We start from the raw sequence: 19,506 nt of genomic DNA, 5'->3' as shown, positions 1-19,506 counted from the left end.
TCCCGAACCCCACCCGCACGCCGGACGGCGGCGCCCCTCGCGGGGCGCCGCCGTCCTCTTCGTACGGTCGGTCAGGAGGCCTTGAACGCGGAGGCGAGCCCGTACCGCCACAACTGGTCGACGCGGGAGCGCTCCTGGGCGTTCGGCTGGGCGTTCTGGCAGGACGTGCCGGGGCCGCCGCCCGACATCAGCTCGCTGCACGGGCCGCTGTAGTGGTCCGGCAGGCCGAGGACGTGCCCGGTCTCGTGGGCCGTGACCCGGGTGGAGTTGTACTGCTGGTTCTGCCGGTAGTCGAGGAAGATGTAGCCGCTGCCGTGGCCGTCGGTGCTCGCGTACGAGCCACGGGAGTCGTTGCCCTCGTAGTAGCTGAAGTCCGGGTTGGTGCCCTCGACGAGCCGGACGTTCACCACCGAGCTGTTCCATATCTGGGTGGAGCGGGAGATCTGCGTGCGGAAGCTCGGGGCGTTGGCGGCGCTGTAGACGACGGTGACGGCGAGCGCGCCCGGGTTGGCGGCCCGCTTCTTCGCCACCGACTTCACGACGGCCTCGAAGAAGGCCTCGTTGGCCTTGGCCTCCTCGGCCGAACCGGCGTACGCCGCGGTGGCGGCACCGGCGCTCGCGACGGCGCCCACGCCGGTGTCCGTGGGTGCGGCAGCCGCCGGAGCCGTACCGAGCGAGGCGGCGAGGCCGAGGCCGAGAGCGGCGGTCAGTACGGAGTTGAGGACCTTGGGGGACGCATGGGGGGCTCCTCCTGTAGGGGGTCGGAGAGAGTCTCGGGGACACCGGGGCGCGTGGGGATGATGTCAACTGCCGATAGCCCCACCGCATCACCCCACCGCATCACCTCACCGCATCACCTCACCGCATCCCCCTGCCGGATTGGTTCAACTACCTTACAAAGCAAGGCATTTGACACTCTCCGACTGTCTGGTGTGCCGCAGGCCGCCGCCCTACCCTCGGGGCATGGAGCTGGAGGTGAGGCATCTGCGCGCGCTCTGTGCCATCGCGGACACGGGCAGCCTGCACAAGGCGGCGCGGCAACTGGGCATGAGCCAGCCTTCGTTGACCACCCAACTGCGCCGGATCGAGAACTCCCTGGGCGCCGAGCTGTTCTCCCGCGGCCGCACCGGCTGCCTGCCCACCCCGCTCGGCCGCTCCGTGCTCAGCCGGGCCCGCCCCCTGGTCGCGGACATGGCCGCGCTGGTCACCGAGGCCAGGGCCGCGGTCGCCCGCACCGAGGGCCCCGGCCTCCGTGTCGGCTCCACCGCCAGCCGGGCGCTCCCGGGCTGGCTGCGCCGGCTCCGCCGGAGACTGCCCGACACGGACGTGGGCCTCCGGGTGGACGTCTCCGCCAACGCGCTGCTGAGCACGGTCGCGTCGGGCCAGCTGGACGTGGCCTTCGTCCACGAGGTCGAGGGCTGCCCGTTACGGGTGCCCGAGGGCCTTCAGCGGCGGGTCCTCGTCGCCCGCGAACCGCAGTTCATCTCCATGGCCCGCGACCACCCCGCCGCCGCGGCGCCCGTCGTCGACCTCGTCGACCTCGCCCGTGACCACTGGATGGTCGACCCGACCGTCGACGGCGAGTGGGACGGCCTCCGGAGGGTCCTCGGCGCGGCCGGCATCGCCCCGCCGCTGCTGCACGGCGACTACCACACGGCCGCGTCCCTCATCGTCCTCGGCGAGGCCGTCGCCCCCTGCCAGCCGACCTCGGGCCCCCGCGAGGACATGGCGATCCGCCCCCTGCGCGGCGACCCGCTGGCGGTCCGGCTGCTGTTGTACGCGCGCCCCGGGACGGCGCTGGACATGCTGTACGCGGAGCTGGCCGCCGCCTACCGCGAAGCGGCCCTGCGCGCCGCTCCGTACCGCGAGTGGCTGCGGCGCCAGGGAGCTGCTGCCGGGCTGTCGGTGGGACCGTGCATGATGGCCGTATGAGCGATCGTGACGCTGGGAACGGAAGGGCCGTGGTCCGCCGCGCCCGCGCGGAGGACCTGGGGCGGGTCGTCGAACTCGTCGCCGAACACGCCGAGTACGAGAAGTCCCCACCACCGGCCCCGGGCCTCGCGACCCGCTTGGCGGTGCTCCTCTTCGGCGGGGCGGACGGGCCGTCGGAGCGAGGGGGCGATTCGACCCGCCTCCGCTGCCTCGTCGCCGAACTTCCCGACGGGAGCCTCGTGGGCTACGCCACCTGCGCGCCCGGGCTCTCCACGTGGGACGGCGTCGCGTACCTCCACATGGACTGCCTCTACCTCACGTCCGAGGCCCGGGGTCACGGCCTCGGTCCGCTCCTGGTCGAGGCCGTCATCGAGGAGGCGCGCGCCCTGGGGCTCACGGAGATCCAGTGGCAGACCCCCGTCTGGAACGAGGGCGCGATCCGCTTCTACGACCGCCTGGGCGCGACGTCGAAGGAGAAGCGCCGCTACACGCTTCCGGTGGAGCTGCCCTGAGCCCCCGCCTCCCGGAGGCGCTCCGGCTGGTGACGGAACTCCTGCGGGGCTGACGGGGATACGGGCACTGGCCGACCGGTCAGCGCGGGTCGACCAGACCCCGCTCCGGATCGGCCCGGACCGGTGCCTGCCAGGCCGTGGGTCCGCACCCCTCGCCGTTGGGCGTGACCTTGCGCAGGGTCACCCGGGCGGTGCGGTCGTAGACGGGGCGGTCGTCGACCGGGTCGGTGACCCGGAAGCGCAGCACCACCTTCTGCGGCCCGGTGGCGTCGGGCATGGGCAGCCGGAAGGTCCCGAGAGGGTCGTCCGGTTGCGTCCGCCCGTCCCGGCAGACCTGGTCGGCGCAGAGCCGGTACCGGGCACCGGCCGGGAAGTGCGCGGTGTCCCAGTCGACGCTCACCTGGGATTCCGCACCGATCAGGGTGCACGCCCTCGTCCCCTGGCCACACCCGGCGACCGCCACCACACCCACCGACGCCACGACCGCCACCACCCACCGAAACGCGCTCTTCACCGCCATGCCCCGAAGTATCGTGCGCCGACCTGTCGTTCAGGGGCCGGAGCCGGAAGGGTCGCAGTACGGTGGAGCCGCGCAGTCGGTACACCTGCGTGATCGACTCCAGCACACGGCCGTCCGCGCGTCCCAGCCTGTCGCCCATCCCCCGGAGTTGACGACGTGACCGACCTGTCCTCCGCCCACGAAGCCGCCGTCACCGACCGGACCCGCCTGGCGGGCAGCGCCTACAACGGGGACCGGGACCTGGCGGCCCGGCAGTCGCTCTACCGGTGGCAGACGCCCCGGTACGACCTGCCGGGCATCGTCGCCGAGAAGCTGAGCGACGTACGCGGGCGAGTCGTCGACATCGGTTGCGGCAACGGCACGTTCGTCCAGCGGCTCCGCCAGGACCGCCCGGACCTGTCCCTGCTCGGCCTCGACATCGCCCCCGGGATCCTCGCCGGCATCCCCGGCCCGGTCGCCGTGGCGGATGCCACGCGGCTTCCGCTGGCGGCGGGCAGCGTCGACGCCGCCCTCGCGCTCCACATGCTTTACCACGTACCTGACATCCCCCAGGCGGTCAGGGAACTGGCCCGGGTCGTGACCCGCGAGGGGCTGGTGATCGCCTCCACCAACAGCGGCCGCGACAAGACCGAGCTCGACGACCTCTGGCAGCGCGCCGCCGGCGACGTCCTCGGCATCGACCGAGGCCCGGCCCGGATCTCGCTGGGCGCACGCTTCTCCCTGGAGAAGGCTCCGGCCTTCCTCGGCGAGGAGTTCCGCCGGGTGGAGGTCGTCGAACTGCCAGGGGTCATCACGGTCCGCGATGCCGAGCCCGTCATCGCCTACCTGGCCTCGTACCGTGCCTGGGCGGACCAGCACCACGTGCCCTTCGACGCGACCGTCGACCGCGCCCGCACCCTCGTCGCCGATCACGTCGCCCGCCATGGCGCGTACGAGATCACCTCCCGCGCCGGGATCCTCGTCTGCCGTCGATGAGACTCGTTCGCCGTCGGTGAGATGAGTCCAGCGGCGGCCAGGGCCCGTCGAGCAGCCGACCTGTCTCCTCGACGATCGCTCCCGCGAACTGTTCCCGGTCGCCGCGTCGGATCGCCGCCCAGGCGTTGTAGGCGTCGGTCCTGTCGACCAGCGGCCGGAGCGACTGCGGCCGGGCCAGAGCGCCCCACCCTTCGTACGTGATCAGGTCACCGCCGGCGCCGGGGTCCAGGCTGCCGTTCACGATCAGCCGGAGCCACCAGCGGACGAGTTCCCAGCGGGCCGCCTTCCACGGGAGTGACCTTGGTCGTCGAATCGGTGACAGCGGGCCAAGGAGAGGCGTTTGACGATCCGCCGCTCATGACGGGGCGGGTCCCCGGGCCTTGACGCACAATTCCCAGCGGGTGGCGTCAGGACCTTGAATGGCAACCGTCTCGTAGAGACCTTCACTGACGCTGCCGGGATCGGCCTTGAATGCGTAGAAGGCGTCGCAGCCGTCGCTCGCGTACTTCTCCCTGGACCAGACCTCCGAGGCGGCTATCCGGTATTCGACTTCGTACCTGGTGGCAGCGGACCAGCAGGCGGCAGAGACCCACTTGCCTTCGCCGGTGTAGTGAACGCAGTCGCCCACCTGGGCGTTGGACACGTCATGGTTCAGTACAGAACTGGCCCAGTTGGCAAAGCCGTTGTGCTCCGAATACAGCACGCACAAGAAGAAGAGGGCGACGGCGACCAGGCCGACGTAGCAACCTGCTCCCGGCTCGTCGGCTGGGACGGGTGGTTGTGCCGTGGGACGTCCCAGGTGTCCCACCAGCACGTTTTCGCCGTGCAGCCAGGCCATGCCGCGCTCGGTGACACCGGCCTTGAGGTGGAAGACCTTGGGGGCGCTGGTGCGTCCGTTGCATTTCACCGCGACCTTGCGATCGCCTGCTCCGAGCGTGAACGTGCCCGTCGTGCGGGGTCTGATCACATCGTGGTAGGTGTCGTCGAGGAGGACGGAGATCCACGTGCCGGTCCGGTTCTCGATCGTCAGGGCTGCCGTCGAGGAAGTACCCGTCGTCGTTGCCTCGCTCGAAGACGGGGTGTCGAACAGCCTCAGCGCCTCGCGGATGGAGGGGCGGTCATGGGGGCCCTTCGCCAGAAGGGCCGTGATGAGGGGGCTGAGGCGGCCTGCGTGCCGCATCGGGGGAGCTTCTTCGTAGGCCACCGCGTGGAGCGAGCCGGCCGGGTCGGCGCGAAGGAACGGGCTGACGCCCTCCACGGCCTCGTACAACGTCGCACCCAGGGAGAACAAGTCGCTAGCGGGGCCCGCTTCTTCGCCCTGAGCGCGCTCGGGGGAGAGGTACGGCAAGGAGCCGACGATGAAGCCGGTCGCGGTCAGCCGGGAGTCGGCTCGGTTGACCGCGATGCCGAAGTCCGCGAGCAGTATCCGGTCATCGTCCGTGAGCATGATGTTGGCTGGCTTGATGTCGCGGTGGACGATCTCCATCCCGTGGGCGGCGTCGAGCGCGTCGAGGAGGGCCCTGGCGAGTCTGGCGGTGTCGTCGACGGACAGACGCTCCCTCTGGGAGAGACGCTCCTGGAGGGTGTCGCCCGACACGAGTTGCATCACAATCCACGGGGCCTCGTCGATGACGACCACGTCATGCACGCTGATCACATGAGGGTGGTCGCGCAGCTTGACAGCGTTGCGGGCCTCACGTTCGGCGCGTTGCAGGCGGTCACGGCGCACGGCATCAGGTAAGTGCGGGTCGAGGAGCAACTCCTTGATGGCGACGTTGGCCTGGAGGAGCTCGTCCCGTGCGGCCCAGACCCGCCCGAACCCTCCGGCTCCAAGCACCCGCTCAAGTCGGAACCGGCCGCCTATGACCAGACCCTGCCTCCCCTGTACCACAGCGCCCCCATCTCCCCATGCCGGTGTGAAGTACTGACGATGTTGTCAGCTCTGGCGGTTTCGTGGGGGTGGAGTGCATGTTCCTCATGTAGCTCTGCCGAGTCGGGGACGGATACTCAAATCGGGAAGACCGAGGGCGGCGAGGGGCCGCGGCTCTACAGCGAGGGAGACGTGGCTGCGCGCGTGGCCCTGGAGCGCGAGGTCGGAGGGTGGAGCACGACCGAGCCGGTGGAGCGGGTGACCAGAGCCCTTCTCCCGCGTCCCGAGCTTCCTCTTGAAGAACTGATGTCCCCGCCCCTGGAGGGGCTCGACATCGACAGCCGGCGGCTCGTCCAAGGAGCGGTCGAAGTGTTCTACGAGGACCGAGATGCCCGGGACCGCCTCCATCACGCAGTGGTCGCCATCGCCGACCCGATCAAGGCCCACCCCGACAGCTCGCGGTGCGATCCACGGGTAGTGCCTCCGCCTCATGGGCGAAGGGCGCGACGCTCGCAGCATCAGCGGCGACACCGAGGACGGTGCCACTCCCCGCCCACGGTCGAGCAGGTCGAGGCGATGGCACGCGTGATGCCGCCGTGCATTCCGGCCCAGAACGGGGCCGCCGAGCGGAAGGGGCGCAGGGCCGTCGAGCTGCCGCACATGGTGACCCACGACCTGCGGCCTTCTACGCCTCCGCGCTCGTCGCCGGCGGCGTGAGCGTCAACCAGGTGCAGTGGGTCCTCGGGCACGCGTCCGCCGTCATCACGCTGCGGATCCACGCGCACCGCCGGTCCGGGGAGGCTCTCCCGCCTCGTCTCCCGCCCTCTCCCAGTGGATCTTGAAAACACGAACGGCCCGCACCGGGATGACCGGGCGGGCCGTTCCGTTCGCCCTCTGACCTGGGCAGGAGCAGGGGGCGGGAGAGGCCTGGGTCAGGCCTTCTTCGTCTCCCAGAAGATGCGGTCGATCTCGGCGATGAGCTCCAGCGCCTTCTCGCCCGTCTTCGGGTCCGTCGACGCCTTGGCGGCCGAGAGGGCCTTCAGGGTGTCGTTGATGAGCACGTGGAGCTCGGGGTACTTCTCGAAGTGCGGGGGCTTGAAGTAGTCGCTCCAGAGCACGGAGACGTGGTGCTTCGCGAGCTCCGCGCGCTGCTCCTTGATGACCGTGGCGCGGGCACGGAAGTGCGCGTCCTCGTTCGCCAGGTACTTCTCCTGGACAGCCTTGACCGACTCGGCCTCGATGCGGGCCTGGGCCGGGTCGTACACGCCGCACGGGAGGTCGCAGTGGGCGCTGACCTTCACCTTGGGGGCAAACAGGCGGGAGAGCATTGTGCCGTCCTTCCTCGTGATCGTCTTCTCAGGTGGGACATTACTCGGTGAGAAGGGCGTTTTCGCGGGCGCCCCCTGGGGCTTAGGTCAAAAGTCCAGGGTCACCATGGGACTCGTGTACGAGTGGACGAGTGGACGAGGGATGAGGGGCGGGAGTGGCGATGAGAGAAGCGGGGCCGGAGCGGGCGGGGGCGGCCGGGGCGCCGTTCGGGGTCGCCGAGGTCACGGGGGTGTCCATGGTGCCCACGCTGTTGCACGGTGATCAGCTGCTCGTGCGGTACGGCGGGCGGTTGCGGCCCGGTGCCGTCGCCGTGCTGCGGCATCCGCTCCAGCAGGATCTGCTCATCGTGAAGCGGCTGATCGAGCGACGTGACGGCGGCTGGTGGGTGCTGGGCGACAACCCGGACGCCGAGGGGGACAGTCGGGTCTTCGGCGCCGTACCGCCCGAGCTGGTCCTCGGGCGGGTGCGGGCGCGGTACCGGCCGGTGACGCCGGGGCGTCAGAGGTCGGCCGGGGTGGTGCTCTCCTGGCTCTTCTCGTCGGTCAGGCCCGTGTGGTCGGACCGCTCGGCCTCCAGGCGCTTGCGGGCCCGGTAGGCGGCCACGTTGGCCCGGGTCGCGCAGCGGTCCGAGCAGTAGCGGCGCGAGCGGTTGGTGGAGGTGTCGAGGTAGGCGTTGCGGCAGGGCGGTGCCTGGCACAGGCCGAGCCGGTCCGCGCCGAACTCCGTGAGGTGGAAGGCGAGGCCCATCGCCGCGATGGCCGCGTACCCCGCTGTCGCGTTCGAGGGGTGGTCGGCGAGGTGCATGTGCCAGCGCGGGCGGCCCTCCTCGTCGAGGGTGTCGTGGCCCGAGATCTGCGGGCTCACCGGGAACTCCAGGAGCAGGGAGTTCAGCAGGTCCACGGCGCCGGTGTGGTCGCCCTCGTCGGCCGCGGTGAAGACGGCCCGCAGGCGGGCGCGTACCGAGCGGAAGCGGGTCACGTCGGAGTCGGTCGCCCGCCGGGCCATCTGGGTGGCCGGGCCGAAGAGCTCCCGGATCACCTCGACGGAGGTCAGGGCGTCCTTGTTGCGGGCCGGCTCCTCGGTGTTGACCAGACGCACGGCGTAATCCGAGTAATAGGCCAGTTCCACTTGTAGTCCTTACTCCGGCGGGCTAGGGTCTCGGTCGGACGGGGTAACGGCTGTTACCCCTACGAGGGTATTACGAGGGTAAGTCGAAGAGGCGGAGGAGCGGCTATGACCGGAACCGACTGGGCGGACTGGCAGCAGAGCTGGGACCGTCAGCAGGAGTGGTACATGCCGGACCGTGAGGAGCGGTTCCGGGTGATGCTCGACATGGTCGAGGCCCTGGTGGGGCCGAAGCCCCGCGTGCTCGACCTCGCGTGCGGTACGGGAAGTATCACGGATCGGCTCCTCCAGAGGTTCCCGGAGGCGACCAGTACCGGTGTCGACCTGGATCCCGCCCTCCTCGCCATCGCCGAGGGGTACTTCTCCGGCGACGAGCGCGTCACCTTCGTGACCGCCGACCTCAAGGACCCCGCGTGGACCGCGCGGCTGCCCCACGACTCGTACGACGCCGTCCTCACCGCCACCGCGCTCCACTGGCTCCACAGCGAGCCCCTGACCGCCCTCTACGGGCAGGTCGCCGGTCTCGTCCGCGACGGCGGCGTCTTCATGAACGCCGACCACATGATCGACGAGGCCACCCCGCGCATCAACGCCGCCGAGCGCGCCCAGCGGCACGCCCGCATGGACCGCGAGAAGGCCGCCGGGGTCCTCGACTGGGCCGACTGGTGGGCCGTCGCCGCCAAGGACCCCGTCCTCGCCGAGCCCACCGCCCGCCGCTTCGAGATCTACGGCGAGCACGCCGACGGCGACATGCCCTCCGCCCGCTGGCACGCCGACACCCTCCGCGCCGCCGGCTTCGGCGAGGCGCGGGCCGTGTGGGCCTCGCCCTCCGACACCCTGCTCCTCGCCGTGAAGTAGCCAGGACACCGGCCAGGCCACGAGGAAGGGGCGGTACGGGGTCTCCCGTACCGCCCCTTTTCCCGTACTGGTTACAGCACCTTGGACAGGAACGCCTTCGTCCGGTCGTGCTGCGGGTTGCCCAGGACGTCCCGCGGGTTGCCCGACTCGACCACCACACCGCCGTCCATGAAGACCAGCGAGTCGCCGACCTCACGGGCGAAGCCCATCTCGTGCGTGACGACGATCATCGTCATGCCCGACTCGGCCAGGTCCCGCATGACGTCCAGGACGTCACCCACGAGCTCCGGGTCGAGCGCCGAGGTCGGCTCGTCGAAGAGCATCAGCTTCGGCTCCATCGCCAGCGCGCGGGCGATGGCGACACGCTGCTGCTGGCCACCCGAGAGCTGCGTCGGGTAGTTCCCCATCTTGTCCCGCAGGCCGACGCGGTCGAGCAGCCGCTCGGCCCGCTCGCGCGCCACGGCCTTGGACTCGCCCTTCACCTGGATGGGCGCCTCCATGACGTTGGCCAGGGCCGTCATGTGCGGGAAGAGGTTGAAGCGCTGGAAGACCATGCCGATGTCCCGGCGCTGGACCGCGACCTCGCTGTCCTTCAGCTCGTAGAGCTTGTCGCCCTTCTGCCGGTAGCCGACCAGCTGGCCGTCGACCGAGAGCCGGCCGCCGTCGATCCGCTCCAGGTGGTTGATGCACCGGAGGAAGGTCGACTTGCCGGAGCCGGACGGGCCGACGAGGCAGAAGACCTCGCCGTTCTGCACCTCGAGGTCGATGCCGCGGAGGATGTGGGCGGCGCCGTAGGACTTGTGGACGCCCTCTGCCTTGACCATGGGCTGACCGGTCATGCCGATGCCTCCGGGGAACGCTTGAACGTGGTCAGGTTCGCCTTGATCCGCTGCAGCGGGGTGGGCGGCAGGTTACGCGTCGAACCGCGCGCGAAACGGCGCTCCAGGTAGTACTGGCCCACGCTGAACACGCTGGTCAGCGCCAGGTACCAGATGGAGGCCACGAAGAGCATCTCCATCACCGCGCCGGCCGTGTTGCCGATGTTCGACGACGCCCGGAGGACTTCGGTGTACTGCACCGCCGAGACCAGGGACGAGGTCTTCAACATGTTGATGAACTCGTTGCCCGTCGGCGGCACGATCACCCGCATGGCCTGCGGGAGGACGATGCGGCCCATGGTCTTCGTCTGGGACATGCCCAGCGCGTGCGCCGCCTCGGTCTGACCCTCGTCGACCGACTGGATGCCGGCGCGGACGATCTCCGCCATGTAGGCGCCCTCGTTGAGGCCGAGGCCGAGCAGCGCCACCATGAACGGCGTCATGACCTCCACGGTCTCGTTCTTGTAGATCGGCCCGAGGTCGATGTACTGGAAGATCAGCGACAGGTTGAACCACACCAGCAGCTGGACGTAGACCGGGGTGCCGCGGAAGAACCAGATGTAGAGCCAGGCGACCGCGCCGGTCACCGGGTTCTTGGAGAGCCGCATCACGGCGAAGACGACGCCGAGGACGAGACCCAGCGCCATGGAGGCGACGCTGATGAGGATGGTGTTCCACAGGCCGCTGATGACCGAGGGGTCGAACACCTTGTCCCACACCGTGTCCCAGAGGACGTTGCCCTGGGAGAAGGCGTAGACGAGCCACACGAGGAGTGCGACGACCACCACGGCGCTGACCCAGCGTCCGTAGTGCCGTACCGGGATGGCCTTGATCGCCTGGTACGGGACGCCCGAGGGGGAGGGCCCGGCCGGAGCGGCGGCCGGGTCCTTGCTGATCTTGTCAGTCACGACGACTGCCCTTCAGTGGAGCGGGGAGGTCACTTGCCGGCGTTGACGGTGGCCGACTTGACCGCGCTGCCCTCGACGTCCCACTTCTTCAGGACCTCGGCGTAGGAGCCGTCCTTGATGATCGCGTCGAGCGCTTCCTTGACCGCGTCGCGCAGCTGGGTGTTGTCCTTCGAGACGCCGATGCCGAAGAGGCCGACGTCGCTCTGGCTGCCGACGACCTCGAAGTCGTTGCCGCCGCCCGAGGTCTTCGCGATGTACGCGGCGACCGGGTAGTCGTTCAGGTCGGCGACGGCGCCGCCGGCCTTGACGCGGGTCTGGGCCTCGGCGTCGGAGTCGAAGGCCTGGATGGTGAGCTTCTTGTCACCGCACTTCGTGGCCTGCGCCTTGAAGGTGTCCTCGTAGATCGTGCCGCGCTGGACGGCCACGGTCTTGCCGCAGAGGTCGTCGAGGGAGTTGATGCCCTGCGGGTTGCCCTTCTTGACCAGCAGGGAGACGCCGGAGCTGAAGTAGTCGACGAAGTCGATGCCCTTGCCGATCTTCTTCCCGTTGTCGTCCAGGCCCTCCTGGCGCTTCTTGTTGTCCGTCATCGAGGACATGATCAGCTGCTGGCGGCCCGAGTAGATCGAGGTGATCAGGCCGTCGAAGGTGCCCGAGACGAACTCGAACTTGACGCCGAGCTGCTTGCTCAGGGCCTGGGCGATGTCGGGGTCGACGCCGACGATCTTGCCGCCCTCGGTGAACTCCATCGGGGCGTACGAGGCGTCCGTGCCGACCTTGATGACGCCGGACTTCTGGATGTCGGCCGGGAGCTTGGAGAAGAGCGGTGCGGCGTTGGTGGACGCGCCGCCGGTCTCCTTGGTCGAACCGCTGTCGGTCTGGTCGCCACAGGCGGTCAGCAGCATCGAGCCGGCGACCGCGATGGCGGCGACCGCGGCAAGACGGGACGTACGGGTCTTGGCGGCGGTCGTACAGCGCGTGGAGCGTGCGGTCATGGTCGGGTTCCTCCGGCGTGTGAGGGGGTGCCAGCAGGTCGCGTACGCGTCTTCGAGTGCCGCGACCTCGTGTGATTACGGCATCTTGCCATTCGGACTGCCTCAAACCGACGGCCATGGATGTCAAAATCGGGTAACGGGTGACCCCCGAATCACAACAGGCCGGTACATCCAGGCCGGATCTTCTTCGGAATCCCTTCCCCGCCACCGGAAAATCTCCGGTTGATCTCGCCATTCGGACGAGCCGAAGGCGGCCATTCGGGTGCCGTGGGCATCTATCGGGACATCGGGTGACGTGTCGCTCTCCGTCCGTGTCCGGATGCACTCGGTATGAGTCGCGTCACCGAGTGCTTATGGACTCGTCCGCGGTGCCGTCCGTCCGGTAAGAAGGATCCTTACACCCCTCATCCGGGGCTCAGGGCGCGTTGTGCGGCGCGCCCGCGCGGCTGCCAGACAAGGCGGGCGCGGTGCCTCCCCACCCCTCCTCAACCGGGAGTGGACCACCCTCAAATGAAAAAGACTTAAGGGGTCAACCCAATGGCAGCGGAGATCGTCAATCCTCGCAATGACAGCGGTACGGAAGGGACACCCGAGCCCTTCGATCCTGTCTTCGCCCTCCACCGGGGCGGCAAGATGGCCGTGCAGGCCACCGTCCCCCTCCGGGACAAGGACGACCTGTCCCTCGCGTACACGCCCGGCGTCGCCAAGGTGTGCACCGCGATCGCCGAGCAGCCCGAGCTGGTCAACGACTACACCTGGAAGTCCCAGGTCGTGGCCGTCGTGACCGACGGTACGGCGGTGCTCGGCCTCGGCGACATCGGCCCGGAGGCCTCCCTCCCGGTCATGGAGGGGAAGGCCATCCTCTTCAAGCAGTTCGGCGGCGTGGACGCGGTCCCGATCGCCCTCGCCACCACCGACGCCGACGAGATCGTCGAGACGGTCGTCCGGCTCGCCCCGTCCTTCGGCGGAGTGAACCTGGAGGACATCTCGGCGCCGCGGTGCTTCGAGATCGAGCGCAAGCTCCAGGAGCGCCTCGACATCCCGGTCTTCCACGACGACCAGCACGGCACCGCGATCGTCACCCTCGCCGCCCTCCGTAACGCGGCGAAGCTGACCGACCGGACCCTGGGCGACCTGCGCGCGGTCATCTCCGGCGCCGGTGCGGCCGGTGTCGCCATCGCCAAGTTCCTGCTGAAGGCCGGCCTCGGCGACGTCGCCGTCGCCGACCGCAAGGGCATCGTGAGCCGCGACCGCGAGGACCTCACCGAGGTCAAGCGCGAGCTCGCCGAGATCACCAACAAGGCGGGCCTGACCGGCTCCCTGGAGAGCGCCCTCGCCGGCGCGGACGTCTTCATCGGCGTCTCCGGCGGTACGGTCCCCGAGGCCGCCGTCGCCTCCATGGCCCCGAACGCCTTCGTGTTCGCCATGGCCAACCCGAACCCCGAGGTCCACCCCGACATCGCGCACAAGTACGCGGCCGTCGTGGCGACCGGGCGTTCGGACTACCCGAACCAGATCAACAACGTCCTCGCGTTCCCCGGCATCTTCGCCGGCGCGCTCCAGGTCCGGGCCTCCCGGATCACCGAGGGCATGAAGATCGCCGCGGCGAACGCGCTCGCGGACGTGGTCGGCGACAAGCTCGCCGCAGACTACGTGATCCCGTCGCCGTTCGACGAGCGGGTCGCCCCGGCCGTCACGGCCGCGGTGGCCGCCGCCGCCCGCGCGGAGGGCGTCGCGCGCCGCTGACGCGTCACACACCCCGTGAAGGGCCCCGTCCTGGCGATCAGGACGGGGCCCTTACGCGTACGCCCGTAGCGACGGCTTCACCGCGTCGTCCGGGCGAGGGACGCGCGTCACAGCGGTGCGAGGTTCCGTGGGGCCCCCTCGAACCCTAGGGTCGAGGCCATGTTCGCTGCCTACGCTGCCCGAATCGACCGCGACCAGCCCCTGAACGGCCTCGTCTTGGGCGAGCGCCCCGAGCCCGAGGTCCGGCCCGGCTGGACCACCGTCACCGTCAAGGCCGCCTCGCTCAACCACCACGACCTGTGGTCGCTGCGCGGGGTCGGACTGCCCGAGGAGAAGCTGCCGATGATCCTCGGCTGCGACGCCGCCGGCATCGACGAGGACGGCAACGAGGTCGTCCTGCACTCCGTGATCGGCCAGACCGGCCACGGCGTCGGGCCGAACGAGCCCCGCTCCATCCTCACCGAGCGGTACCAGGGCACCTTCGCCGAGCGGGTGACCGTCCCCCGCTGGAACGTGCTGCCCAAGCCGAAGGAGCTCTCCTTCGAGGAGGCCGCCTGTCTGCCCACCGCCTGGCTCACCGCGTACCGCATGCTCTTCACCAACGCCGGTGTACGGCCCGGGGACTCGGTCCTCGTGCAGGGCGCGGGCGGCGGCGTGGCCACCGCCGCGATCGCCCTCGGCAAGGCGGCGGGCCTGCGGGTCTTCGCCACCAGCCGTGACGAGGCCAAGCGCAAGCGCGCCGTCGAACTCGGCGCCGTCGAGGCCTACGAGCCGGGCGCGCGGCTGCCGCAGCGCGTGGACGCGGTCATCGAGACCGTCGGCGCCGCGACCTGGTCGCACTCGGTCAAGTCGCTGCGCCCGGGCGGGACTCTGGTCATCTCGGGCGCCACGAGTGGCGACCGGCCCGCGCACGCCGAGCTGACCCGGATCTTCTTCCTGGAGCTGAAGGTCGTCGGCTCGACGATGGGCTCCAAGGACGAGCTGGAGGACCTCCTGTCGTTCTGCGCGGCGACCGGCGTCCGGCCCGTCGTCGACGAGGTACTGCCCCTGGACCGGGCCCGCGAGGGCTTCGAGAAGATGGCCTCCGGCGAACTCTTCGGAAAGATCGTCCTCACCACCTCTTGATGACTCGTCAGTCATGCTGATGGGATCTCCGGCACACGAAACATGAACATCTCTCACATCCTCGTGCCGGAGGTCTTCCTTGTTGCGAACCACTCTTGTGGCGAGTGCCGTCGTCGCCGCGCTGCTCACCCCGACGGCCGCCCACGCCGGGACCGTTGATGTCGGTGGTGACGGCATCCCCGCCCTCACCGACGAACGCGGTCGCACCCTCACCCTGCGCGGCTGGAACCTCGCGGACAAGGCGAACAGCGGCGACGCCGCCCTCTCCGCGATCACCGAGAAGCACCTCAGCGACATGCGCGCCAAGGGGTTCAACTTCGCCCGCCTCCTCGTCTTCTGGGACGACCTGGAGCCCCGGCCCGGCCAGTACAGCCAGACGTATCTGCGCAAGATCGAACGGATCCTGGGCTGGGCCGAGAAGCACGACGTCAAGGTGCTCCTCGACGCCCACCAGGACGTCTTCGGCCCGGCCTTCGGCCATCGGGGCATCCCCGCGTGGGCGACCAGGACCGACGGCCTGCCCTTCACCCCGCACCCCGACGACTGGTTCTCCGAGTACTTCGAGCCGGCCGTCCAGCGCGCCTTCACCCACCTGTACGAGGACGAGGACCTCAGGCTCGCCCAGGCCCGCATGTGGCGGGTGCTCGCCGACCGCTTCGAGGACCACCCGGCCGTCCTCGGCTACGACCTGATCAACGAGCCGATGGGCGAGCTCGGGGAGGGCGAGGACCTGGCGACGGCCGCCCGCCGCATCGAGCGCGAGCAGCTGACCCCGATGTACAACCGGATGGCGGACACGATCCGTTCGGTCGACCCGGACACCTGGATCTTCGTCGAGCCGACCCCCATCGTGGGCGAGGGCGTGCCCACCGGACTCGGACGGATCGACGACCCCCGGATCGTCTACGCCCCGCACTTCTACAACGCCGGCATGGAGGCCGGCACCGACTACGACCCCGACGCCCGCTGGGTCGAGAACTACGAGCAGGCCGTCACGCTGTACCCCAAGGAGCACAAGGTGCCCGTGGTGGTGGGGGAGTGGGGCCCGCTCAACAACTCCCTGCCGAACATGAACCGCTTCTACCGCGAGGCCATGTCCTCCCTCGGCCGTTACAGCTCGGGCTGGGCCGGCTGGGAGTGGTGCTACGGCGGCGGGTACTGCGCGGTGGACGCCGCCGGGGCCTTCCGTACGAACAAGGAGCTGACCGCCGAGCCGTACGCGGAAGCGGTCGCCGGCACCGTCCGCTCCGCGGCCTACGACGCGGCGACGGGCGTCTACCGTCTGTCGTACGACTCCGCGGGGCGCCGCGGCCCCCGCGTCACCGAGCTCTCGCTCCCGCCCGGCGACTGGCGGGTGAAGGCCAGGGGGGGCGCGCTCGTGCTCCGCGAGGACCGGGGGAGGGCCTGGATCCTCGCCGCCCCGGGCGCCCGGGTGACGGTCACCGTCACCCGGGGCTGACCCGGCCCGTCCGTCAGCCTCCGCGCTCGCCGTTCAGCAGGTCCGTGATCCGGACCGCCGCCGTCGACAGATGGCGGCGCGTCTCGGTCAGCTGCTCCCCGCTCACGCCGTGGTCCCTGGCCGCGTCCCGGATCTCGTCCCGGAAGCGGTCGAGCAGCCGGTCGAGATCGCGGCCCGGATCGCCCGAACCCTCCGTGTCGCGCGCCCACTCCGGCGTCCGCCCCCGCGCCCACTCCGCCTCGTCGGCGGTGTCGGACGCGGCGGCCTCTCCGGTGGCTGCCGCCGCCTCGGCGGCACCCGCCGCTCCGGTCGCCCTGGCCGCCGCCTTCGGGTGGGTCGTGCCCGCCACCAGACCGCCGAGCTGCGCCGTGATGTCCGAGAGGCCCTCCCAGACCCCCTTGGGCCAGTCGCCCCGCGAGAACCGGTCCTGGACCTCCTCCTGGACCTGCTGGGCGATGCGCTGGAACTCCTTCGCCTGGTGGCGGGCCGACTGGGCCTCCGCCTTGGCCTGGCGGGCCTGCTCCTTCCACTCCTGCTTGGCCCGGCGCAGCTCCTCCTTGGCGTCGGCGAAGGACGAGCCCTCCGCCGTCCGCGTCTGCCCCGCCGCCGCGCGCATCTCGCTGCGCACCCGGCCTGCCGCGCCGCGCACGTCGTCGCGGATCTCCGCCGCCAGCACCGAGACCGATTCGCGGATCTCCCGCTCCAGGTCGGTCAGTTCGGCCCCGCGGCCGGCCAGCTCGGCGCGGCCCGCGTCGGTGATCGAGTAGACCTTCCTGCCACCCTCGCTGGCGTGGGTGACGAGGCCTTCGGCCTCCAGCTTGGCGAGTCTCGGGTAGACCGTGCCGGCCGAGGGGGCGTAGAGCCCCTGGAAGCGCTCCTCCAGGAGTCGGATCACCTCGTAGCCGTGGCGGGGGGCCTCGTCGAGGAGCTTGAGGAGATAGAGGCGGAGGCGGCCATGGGCGAAGACGGGCGGCATGTCAGAGCACCTTTCCGGTCGCGGCAGGGGAGGTCGAGGGGGAGGCCGTGGGGGAGGCCGTGGTGGGAGAGGCGGCGGCGGACTCGGTGTCCTCGGCCGACTCGGGGCGGCGGAGGAGGGCGATGGAGCCGGAGACGGTGGTCGCCTTGAGCGTGCCCCGCCCGGAACCCAGCGTGCCGGTGACGGACTTGGTGCCCCACTGCCCGGTCACGCGCAGGTCCTCGAAGGCGTTCGACACGGACCCGCTCGTCGTGCTCGCCTCGACCCGGGCGTCCGCCGGGTGCGGCAGCCGGATCGCGACCTGTCCGGAGACGCTGGTGAGCCGGATGTCGGCGGGTGGCCCGTCGAGCTCGCCCGGGTCGAGGTCGATGACCATGTCACCGCTGACGGTGTCGGCCTTCACCGAGCCGCCCGCGCCCTCGATCACCGTGACGGCACCCGTCACCGAGGTGATCCGCAGCGCGCCCGTGACCGACTGCGCCTCCAGGCTTCCGGAGACGCTCTCGGCGCGGACCGGACCGGAGAGCCCGAGCAGGGTCGTGTCGCCCGTGACGCCGCGCACCTCCGTGCGCCCTCTGATGCCGGAGACGACCGACTCGGCGTCGACCGCGCCCACCTCGACGTCGACGCCAGCGGGGACGGCGACGGAGACGACGGCGCGGCGCCGGTGGCCCTTGCGGTCGAACCACTTGAGGAGGTTCTTCCAGTGCAGGTCCTCGTAGGTCACGGTCAGGGTGGAACCGTCCTGCGACACGATCAGCGGCGGGCCCTCGATCTCGGAGATCTCGACGCGGGCGGAACTCTCGTCCGTCCCCACCACGTTCACCGTGCCGTTGACGATACGGACCTGCAGGCGTGTCACGGGATCGGCCGGGGCAAGTTTCGTCGGCTCGGTGACGGACCACTCTGTCATGGTGCTGACCTCCCGTTTCGGCAACGCAACATATCGCGACTCTCGATAGACACGATATATCGCGGTCGGGGGAAGTCAACCCTGACTCTTCCCCGATACGTAGGGGGCAATCACCGCCGTACACGGACAAATTGGCTAGCGTGGGGGCATGAACGCGACATCCGGACCGAGCCCCTCAGGGGCACTGCTGCTCTGCCGCGCCGACCCGACGGCGGTCAGGCCGCCGGCCCAGCTCCTGCGGGAACAGCTGCTCCTCGCCCCCGCGGGCGACGACTGGAGCGTGCTCGTGCCGGAGGGGAAGCCCTGGCTCCACGGCGGGGAACCCGTCGAACAGGTCGTCACCGGCTGGGCCACCGCGCTCGCCGTCTCCGCCGCGACCTGGCCCGTCCTCGCGCTGTGGTGGGACCGCGACCGGGCCGGGATCACGCTCGCCGCGGGCTTCCGCCGCACCGTCGGCTACACCTGGCTCGCGGACGGCACGCCCGTCGGCGAGGACGAGGCCATGCGTACGTTCGCCGCCCGGCTCGCCCTCGACCCCGTCCTGGACGTGCAGGCCCTCGAACCCCTCACCGCACCCGACCCCGACGCCGACGCCCACAGGCGGCTCGTCGGCGTCGTCGCGGTCCTCGCCCGCACCGGCCTCGCCCTGCCGACCGGGATCGTCCCCGGAGACAGCGCCGACCGGCTCCGCTCCGTCGCCCTGGCGCAGGGCGCCGAGCAGCTCGAATGGCCCGGCATCGGGGTCTCCCCCGCTCTGATGAAGTTGCGAGCTTGGGGAAGCGACGCGGTGCGCGCCGAGCTGGACGTGGTGGAGGAAGGGCCCCTCGGCCCGTACCTGCGCGGCCCCAGGGCGCGGGTGCTGGGCGGGGCGCAACTCGCGGCGGGCGTGCCGCTGCTGATCTGGGGGATCGGCCGGCGCAGCGGCGGCTGGGCGACGGCGGGGGCACTGCTCGTCGCGCACGGCGCGCTCGGACTCGTCTACGACCGGCTACGGGACCACTGACACCGGAAGCGCTTCCCGTGCTCGCGGCCGGAGGCGCCTCCCGCGCCCGCGCCCGCGGCCGGAAGCGCCTCCCGCGCCCGCGCCCGCTACCGGAAGCGCTTCCCGCGCTTCCTACTCCTCGTCGTCGTCCTCGTCGTCCAGACGCGCCAGCCAGGTCGCGAGGCGCTCGACCGGCACCTCGAAGTCGGGGTTGAGGTCGACGAACGTCCGCAGCTGCTCGGCGAGCCACTCGAAGGTGACCTCCTCCTCGCCGCGCCGCTTCTCCAGTTCCTCGATGCCACGGTCGGTGAAGTACATGCGATCAGGATAGGCCGTACCTCCCACGTCCCCTGTCGCCCGTCAGTCCCACCGATTAGCCTTCTCCCCCACTTATCGCTTCGGGGAG

General features: G+C 70.5%; 20 protein-coding genes and 2 pseudogenes. 11 read left to right on the top strand and 11 right to left on the bottom strand.

Going from position 1 to position 19,506, the window contains the following annotated elements:
* Nucleotides 1–71: 71 nt before the first annotated feature.
* Nucleotides 72–710: a snapalysin gene (snpA, locus tag ACWFR1_RS09500; protein WP_453548512.1), complete on the bottom strand. Its 639-nt coding sequence runs from the start codon at nucleotides 708–710 to the stop codon at nucleotides 72–74.
* A 253-nt stretch (nucleotides 711–963) separates the two neighbouring features.
* Between snpA and ACWFR1_RS09495 the strand changes: the two genes are divergently transcribed.
* Both ACWFR1_RS09495 and ACWFR1_RS09490 read left to right on the top strand, forming a co-directional pair.
* Complete coding sequence (locus ACWFR1_RS09495; protein WP_453548413.1) at nucleotides 964–1,932, top strand: LysR family transcriptional regulator; 969 nt, start codon at nucleotides 964–966, stop codon at nucleotides 1,930–1,932.
* Nucleotides 1,929–2,444, top strand: coding sequence for an N-acetyltransferase family protein (locus tag ACWFR1_RS09490; RefSeq protein ID WP_453548411.1), 516 nt, complete (start codon nucleotides 1,929–1,931; stop codon nucleotides 2,442–2,444). The genes ACWFR1_RS09495 and ACWFR1_RS09490 overlap by 4 nt, the downstream gene beginning before the upstream one ends.
* A gap of 79 nt (nucleotides 2,445–2,523) precedes the next feature.
* On the opposite strand, the gene ACWFR1_RS09485 is transcribed toward ACWFR1_RS09490, so the two are convergent.
* Nucleotides 2,524–2,964: a hypothetical protein gene (locus ACWFR1_RS09485; RefSeq protein ID WP_453548409.1), complete on the bottom strand. Its 441-nt coding sequence runs from the start codon at nucleotides 2,962–2,964 to the stop codon at nucleotides 2,524–2,526.
* 156 nt (nucleotides 2,965–3,120) lie between these two features.
* Here ACWFR1_RS09485 and ACWFR1_RS09480 point away from each other — a divergent pair, with 156 nt between their 5' ends.
* Nucleotides 3,121–3,939, top strand: a complete 819-nt coding sequence (locus ACWFR1_RS09480) for a class I SAM-dependent methyltransferase (RefSeq protein WP_453548407.1) — start codon at nucleotides 3,121–3,123, stop codon at nucleotides 3,937–3,939.
* A gap of 355 nt (nucleotides 3,940–4,294) precedes the next feature.
* Here ACWFR1_RS09480 and ACWFR1_RS09475 read toward each other — a convergent pair whose 3' ends face one another.
* A complete protein-coding gene (locus ACWFR1_RS09475) occupies nucleotides 4,295–5,776 on the bottom strand; it encodes a serine/threonine-protein kinase (RefSeq protein WP_453548405.1) in 1,482 nt (493 codons plus the stop codon).
* 174 nt (nucleotides 5,777–5,950) lie between these two features.
* Between ACWFR1_RS09475 and ACWFR1_RS09470 the strand changes: the two are divergent.
* Both ACWFR1_RS09470 and ACWFR1_RS09465 read left to right on the top strand, forming a co-directional pair.
* A pseudogene (locus ACWFR1_RS09470) lies at nucleotides 5,951–6,398 on the top strand (XRE family transcriptional regulator).
* A gap of 17 nt (nucleotides 6,399–6,415) precedes the next feature.
* Nucleotides 6,416–6,609 (top strand): annotated as a pseudogene (locus ACWFR1_RS09465) (tyrosine-type recombinase/integrase); the annotation flags it as partial.
* 132 nt (nucleotides 6,610–6,741) lie between these two features.
* Here ACWFR1_RS09465 and sodN read toward each other — a convergent pair.
* Nucleotides 6,742–7,137, bottom strand: coding sequence for a superoxide dismutase, Ni (gene sodN / locus ACWFR1_RS09460; protein WP_376435624.1), 396 nt, complete (start codon nucleotides 7,135–7,137; stop codon nucleotides 6,742–6,744).
* A 161-nt stretch (nucleotides 7,138–7,298) separates the two neighbouring features.
* Between sodN and sodX the strand changes: the two genes are divergently transcribed.
* Entirely contained in the window at nucleotides 7,299–7,733 is a 435-nt protein-coding gene (gene sodX / locus ACWFR1_RS09455) for a nickel-type superoxide dismutase maturation protease (protein WP_453548509.1), read from the top strand.
* Here sodX and ACWFR1_RS09450 read toward each other — a convergent pair.
* Nucleotides 7,637–8,266, bottom strand: coding sequence for a CGNR zinc finger domain-containing protein (locus tag ACWFR1_RS09450; RefSeq protein WP_453548402.1), 630 nt, complete (start codon nucleotides 8,264–8,266; stop codon nucleotides 7,637–7,639). The genes sodX and ACWFR1_RS09450 overlap by 97 nt on opposite strands.
* A 105-nt stretch (nucleotides 8,267–8,371) precedes the next feature.
* Here ACWFR1_RS09450 and ACWFR1_RS09445 point away from each other — a divergent pair, with 105 nt between their 5' ends.
* Entirely contained in the window at nucleotides 8,372–9,121 is a 750-nt protein-coding gene (locus ACWFR1_RS09445) for a class I SAM-dependent methyltransferase (protein WP_453548400.1), read from the top strand.
* A 71-nt stretch (nucleotides 9,122–9,192) separates the two neighbouring features.
* Here ACWFR1_RS09445 and ACWFR1_RS09440 read toward each other — a convergent pair whose 3' ends face one another.
* Genes ACWFR1_RS09440 through ACWFR1_RS09430 form a run of 3 tightly spaced genes read right to left on the bottom strand, consistent with a single transcriptional unit; the run spans nucleotide 9,193 to nucleotide 11,899 of the window.
* On the bottom strand, nucleotides 9,193–9,960 hold the full coding sequence (locus ACWFR1_RS09440) for an amino acid ABC transporter ATP-binding protein (protein ID WP_453548398.1): 768 nt from the start codon (nucleotides 9,958–9,960) through the stop codon (nucleotides 9,193–9,195).
* On the bottom strand, nucleotides 9,957–10,907 hold the full coding sequence (locus tag ACWFR1_RS09435) for an amino acid ABC transporter permease (RefSeq protein WP_453548396.1): 951 nt from the start codon (nucleotides 10,905–10,907) through the stop codon (nucleotides 9,957–9,959). The genes ACWFR1_RS09440 and ACWFR1_RS09435 overlap by 4 nt, the downstream gene beginning before the upstream one ends.
* 29 nt (nucleotides 10,908–10,936) lie before the next feature.
* The gene (locus tag ACWFR1_RS09430; protein WP_453548394.1) at nucleotides 10,937–11,899 is read right to left on the bottom strand and encodes an ABC transporter substrate-binding protein; all 963 of its coding nucleotides are present in this window, start codon (nucleotides 11,897–11,899) and stop codon (nucleotides 10,937–10,939) included.
* A gap of 537 nt (nucleotides 11,900–12,436) precedes the next feature.
* Between ACWFR1_RS09430 and ACWFR1_RS09425 the strand changes: the two genes are divergently transcribed.
* The 3 genes from ACWFR1_RS09425 (at nucleotide 12,437) to ACWFR1_RS09415 (ending at nucleotide 16,229) form a co-directional block, all read left to right on the top strand.
* Nucleotides 12,437–13,645 (top strand): NAD(P)-dependent malic enzyme, encoded by a 1,209-nt coding sequence (locus ACWFR1_RS09425; protein WP_453548391.1) that lies wholly within the window; start codon nucleotides 12,437–12,439, stop codon nucleotides 13,643–13,645.
* Between the two features lie 159 nt (nucleotides 13,646–13,804).
* Nucleotides 13,805–14,770: a zinc-binding dehydrogenase gene (locus tag ACWFR1_RS09420; RefSeq protein WP_453548388.1), complete on the top strand. Its 966-nt coding sequence runs from the start codon at nucleotides 13,805–13,807 to the stop codon at nucleotides 14,768–14,770.
* A gap of 79 nt (nucleotides 14,771–14,849) precedes the next feature.
* The gene (locus ACWFR1_RS09415; RefSeq protein WP_453548384.1) at nucleotides 14,850–16,229 is read left to right on the top strand and encodes a cellulase family glycosylhydrolase; all 1,380 of its coding nucleotides are present in this window, start codon (nucleotides 14,850–14,852) and stop codon (nucleotides 16,227–16,229) included.
* 13 nt (nucleotides 16,230–16,242) lie between these two features.
* Here ACWFR1_RS09415 and ACWFR1_RS09410 read toward each other — a convergent pair whose 3' ends face one another.
* Together ACWFR1_RS09410 and ACWFR1_RS09405 are read right to left on the bottom strand one after the other, a co-directional pair.
* Nucleotides 16,243–17,205 (bottom strand): helix-turn-helix transcriptional regulator, encoded by a 963-nt coding sequence (locus ACWFR1_RS09410; protein ID WP_453548382.1) that lies wholly within the window; start codon nucleotides 17,203–17,205, stop codon nucleotides 16,243–16,245.
* A 1-nt stretch (nucleotide 17,206) separates the two neighbouring features.
* On the bottom strand, nucleotides 17,207–18,118 hold the full coding sequence (locus ACWFR1_RS09405; protein WP_453548380.1) for a DUF4097 family beta strand repeat-containing protein: 912 nt from the start codon (nucleotides 18,116–18,118) through the stop codon (nucleotides 17,207–17,209).
* Between the two features lie 148 nt (nucleotides 18,119–18,266).
* On the opposite strand from ACWFR1_RS09405, the gene ACWFR1_RS09400 reads away from it, so the two are divergent.
* A complete protein-coding gene (locus ACWFR1_RS09400) occupies nucleotides 18,267–19,121 on the top strand; it encodes a hypothetical protein (protein WP_453548378.1) in 855 nt (284 codons plus the stop codon).
* Between the two features lie 111 nt (nucleotides 19,122–19,232).
* Here the strand turns inward: ACWFR1_RS09400 and ACWFR1_RS09395 are convergent, their stop codons facing one another.
* On the bottom strand, nucleotides 19,233–19,418 hold the full coding sequence (locus ACWFR1_RS09395; RefSeq protein ID WP_037674049.1) for a DUF6104 family protein: 186 nt from the start codon (nucleotides 19,416–19,418) through the stop codon (nucleotides 19,233–19,235).
* Nucleotides 19,419–19,506 lie beyond the last annotated feature (88 nt).

It is taken from the genome of Streptomyces sp. NPDC055103, from assembly GCF_053607625.1.
The sequence above is the reverse complement of the archived record's forward strand: the minus strand, read 5'-3'. Positions and strand labels throughout refer to the sequence as shown.

What these genes read in the sequence shown, in the direction of transcription:
- sodN (WP_376435624.1), bottom strand. Translation starts at nt 7,137, where the DNA reads ATGCTCTCCCGCCTGTTTGCCCCCAAGGTGAAGGTCAGCGCCCACTGC.
- ACWFR1_RS09400 (WP_453548378.1), top strand. Translation starts at nt 18,267, where the DNA reads ATGAACGCGACATCCGGACCGAGCCCCTCAGGGGCACTGCTGCTCTGC.
- sodX (WP_453548509.1), top strand. Translation starts at nt 7,299, where the DNA reads ATGAGAGAAGCGGGGCCGGAGCGGGCGGGGGCGGCCGGGGCGCCGTTC.
- ACWFR1_RS09395 (WP_037674049.1), bottom strand. Translation starts at nt 19,418, where the DNA reads ATGTACTTCACCGACCGTGGCATCGAGGAACTGGAGAAGCGGCGCGGC.
- ACWFR1_RS09445 (WP_453548400.1), top strand. Translation starts at nt 8,372, where the DNA reads ATGACCGGAACCGACTGGGCGGACTGGCAGCAGAGCTGGGACCGTCAG.
- ACWFR1_RS09425 (WP_453548391.1), top strand. Translation starts at nt 12,437, where the DNA reads ATGGCAGCGGAGATCGTCAATCCTCGCAATGACAGCGGTACGGAAGGG.
- ACWFR1_RS09495 (WP_453548413.1), top strand. Translation starts at nt 964, where the DNA reads ATGGAGCTGGAGGTGAGGCATCTGCGCGCGCTCTGTGCCATCGCGGAC.
- ACWFR1_RS09490 (WP_453548411.1), top strand. Translation starts at nt 1,929, where the DNA reads ATGAGCGATCGTGACGCTGGGAACGGAAGGGCCGTGGTCCGCCGCGCC.
- ACWFR1_RS09410 (WP_453548382.1), bottom strand. Translation starts at nt 17,205, where the DNA reads ATGCCGCCCGTCTTCGCCCATGGCCGCCTCCGCCTCTATCTCCTCAAG.
- ACWFR1_RS09430 (WP_453548394.1), bottom strand. Translation starts at nt 11,899, where the DNA reads ATGACCGCACGCTCCACGCGCTGTACGACCGCCGCCAAGACCCGTACG.
- ACWFR1_RS09485 (WP_453548409.1), bottom strand. Translation starts at nt 2,964, where the DNA reads ATGGCGGTGAAGAGCGCGTTTCGGTGGGTGGTGGCGGTCGTGGCGTCG.
- ACWFR1_RS09405 (WP_453548380.1), bottom strand. Translation starts at nt 18,118, where the DNA reads ATGACAGAGTGGTCCGTCACCGAGCCGACGAAACTTGCCCCGGCCGAT.
- ACWFR1_RS09420 (WP_453548388.1), top strand. Translation starts at nt 13,805, where the DNA reads ATGTTCGCTGCCTACGCTGCCCGAATCGACCGCGACCAGCCCCTGAAC.
- ACWFR1_RS09440 (WP_453548398.1), bottom strand. Translation starts at nt 9,960, where the DNA reads ATGACCGGTCAGCCCATGGTCAAGGCAGAGGGCGTCCACAAGTCCTAC.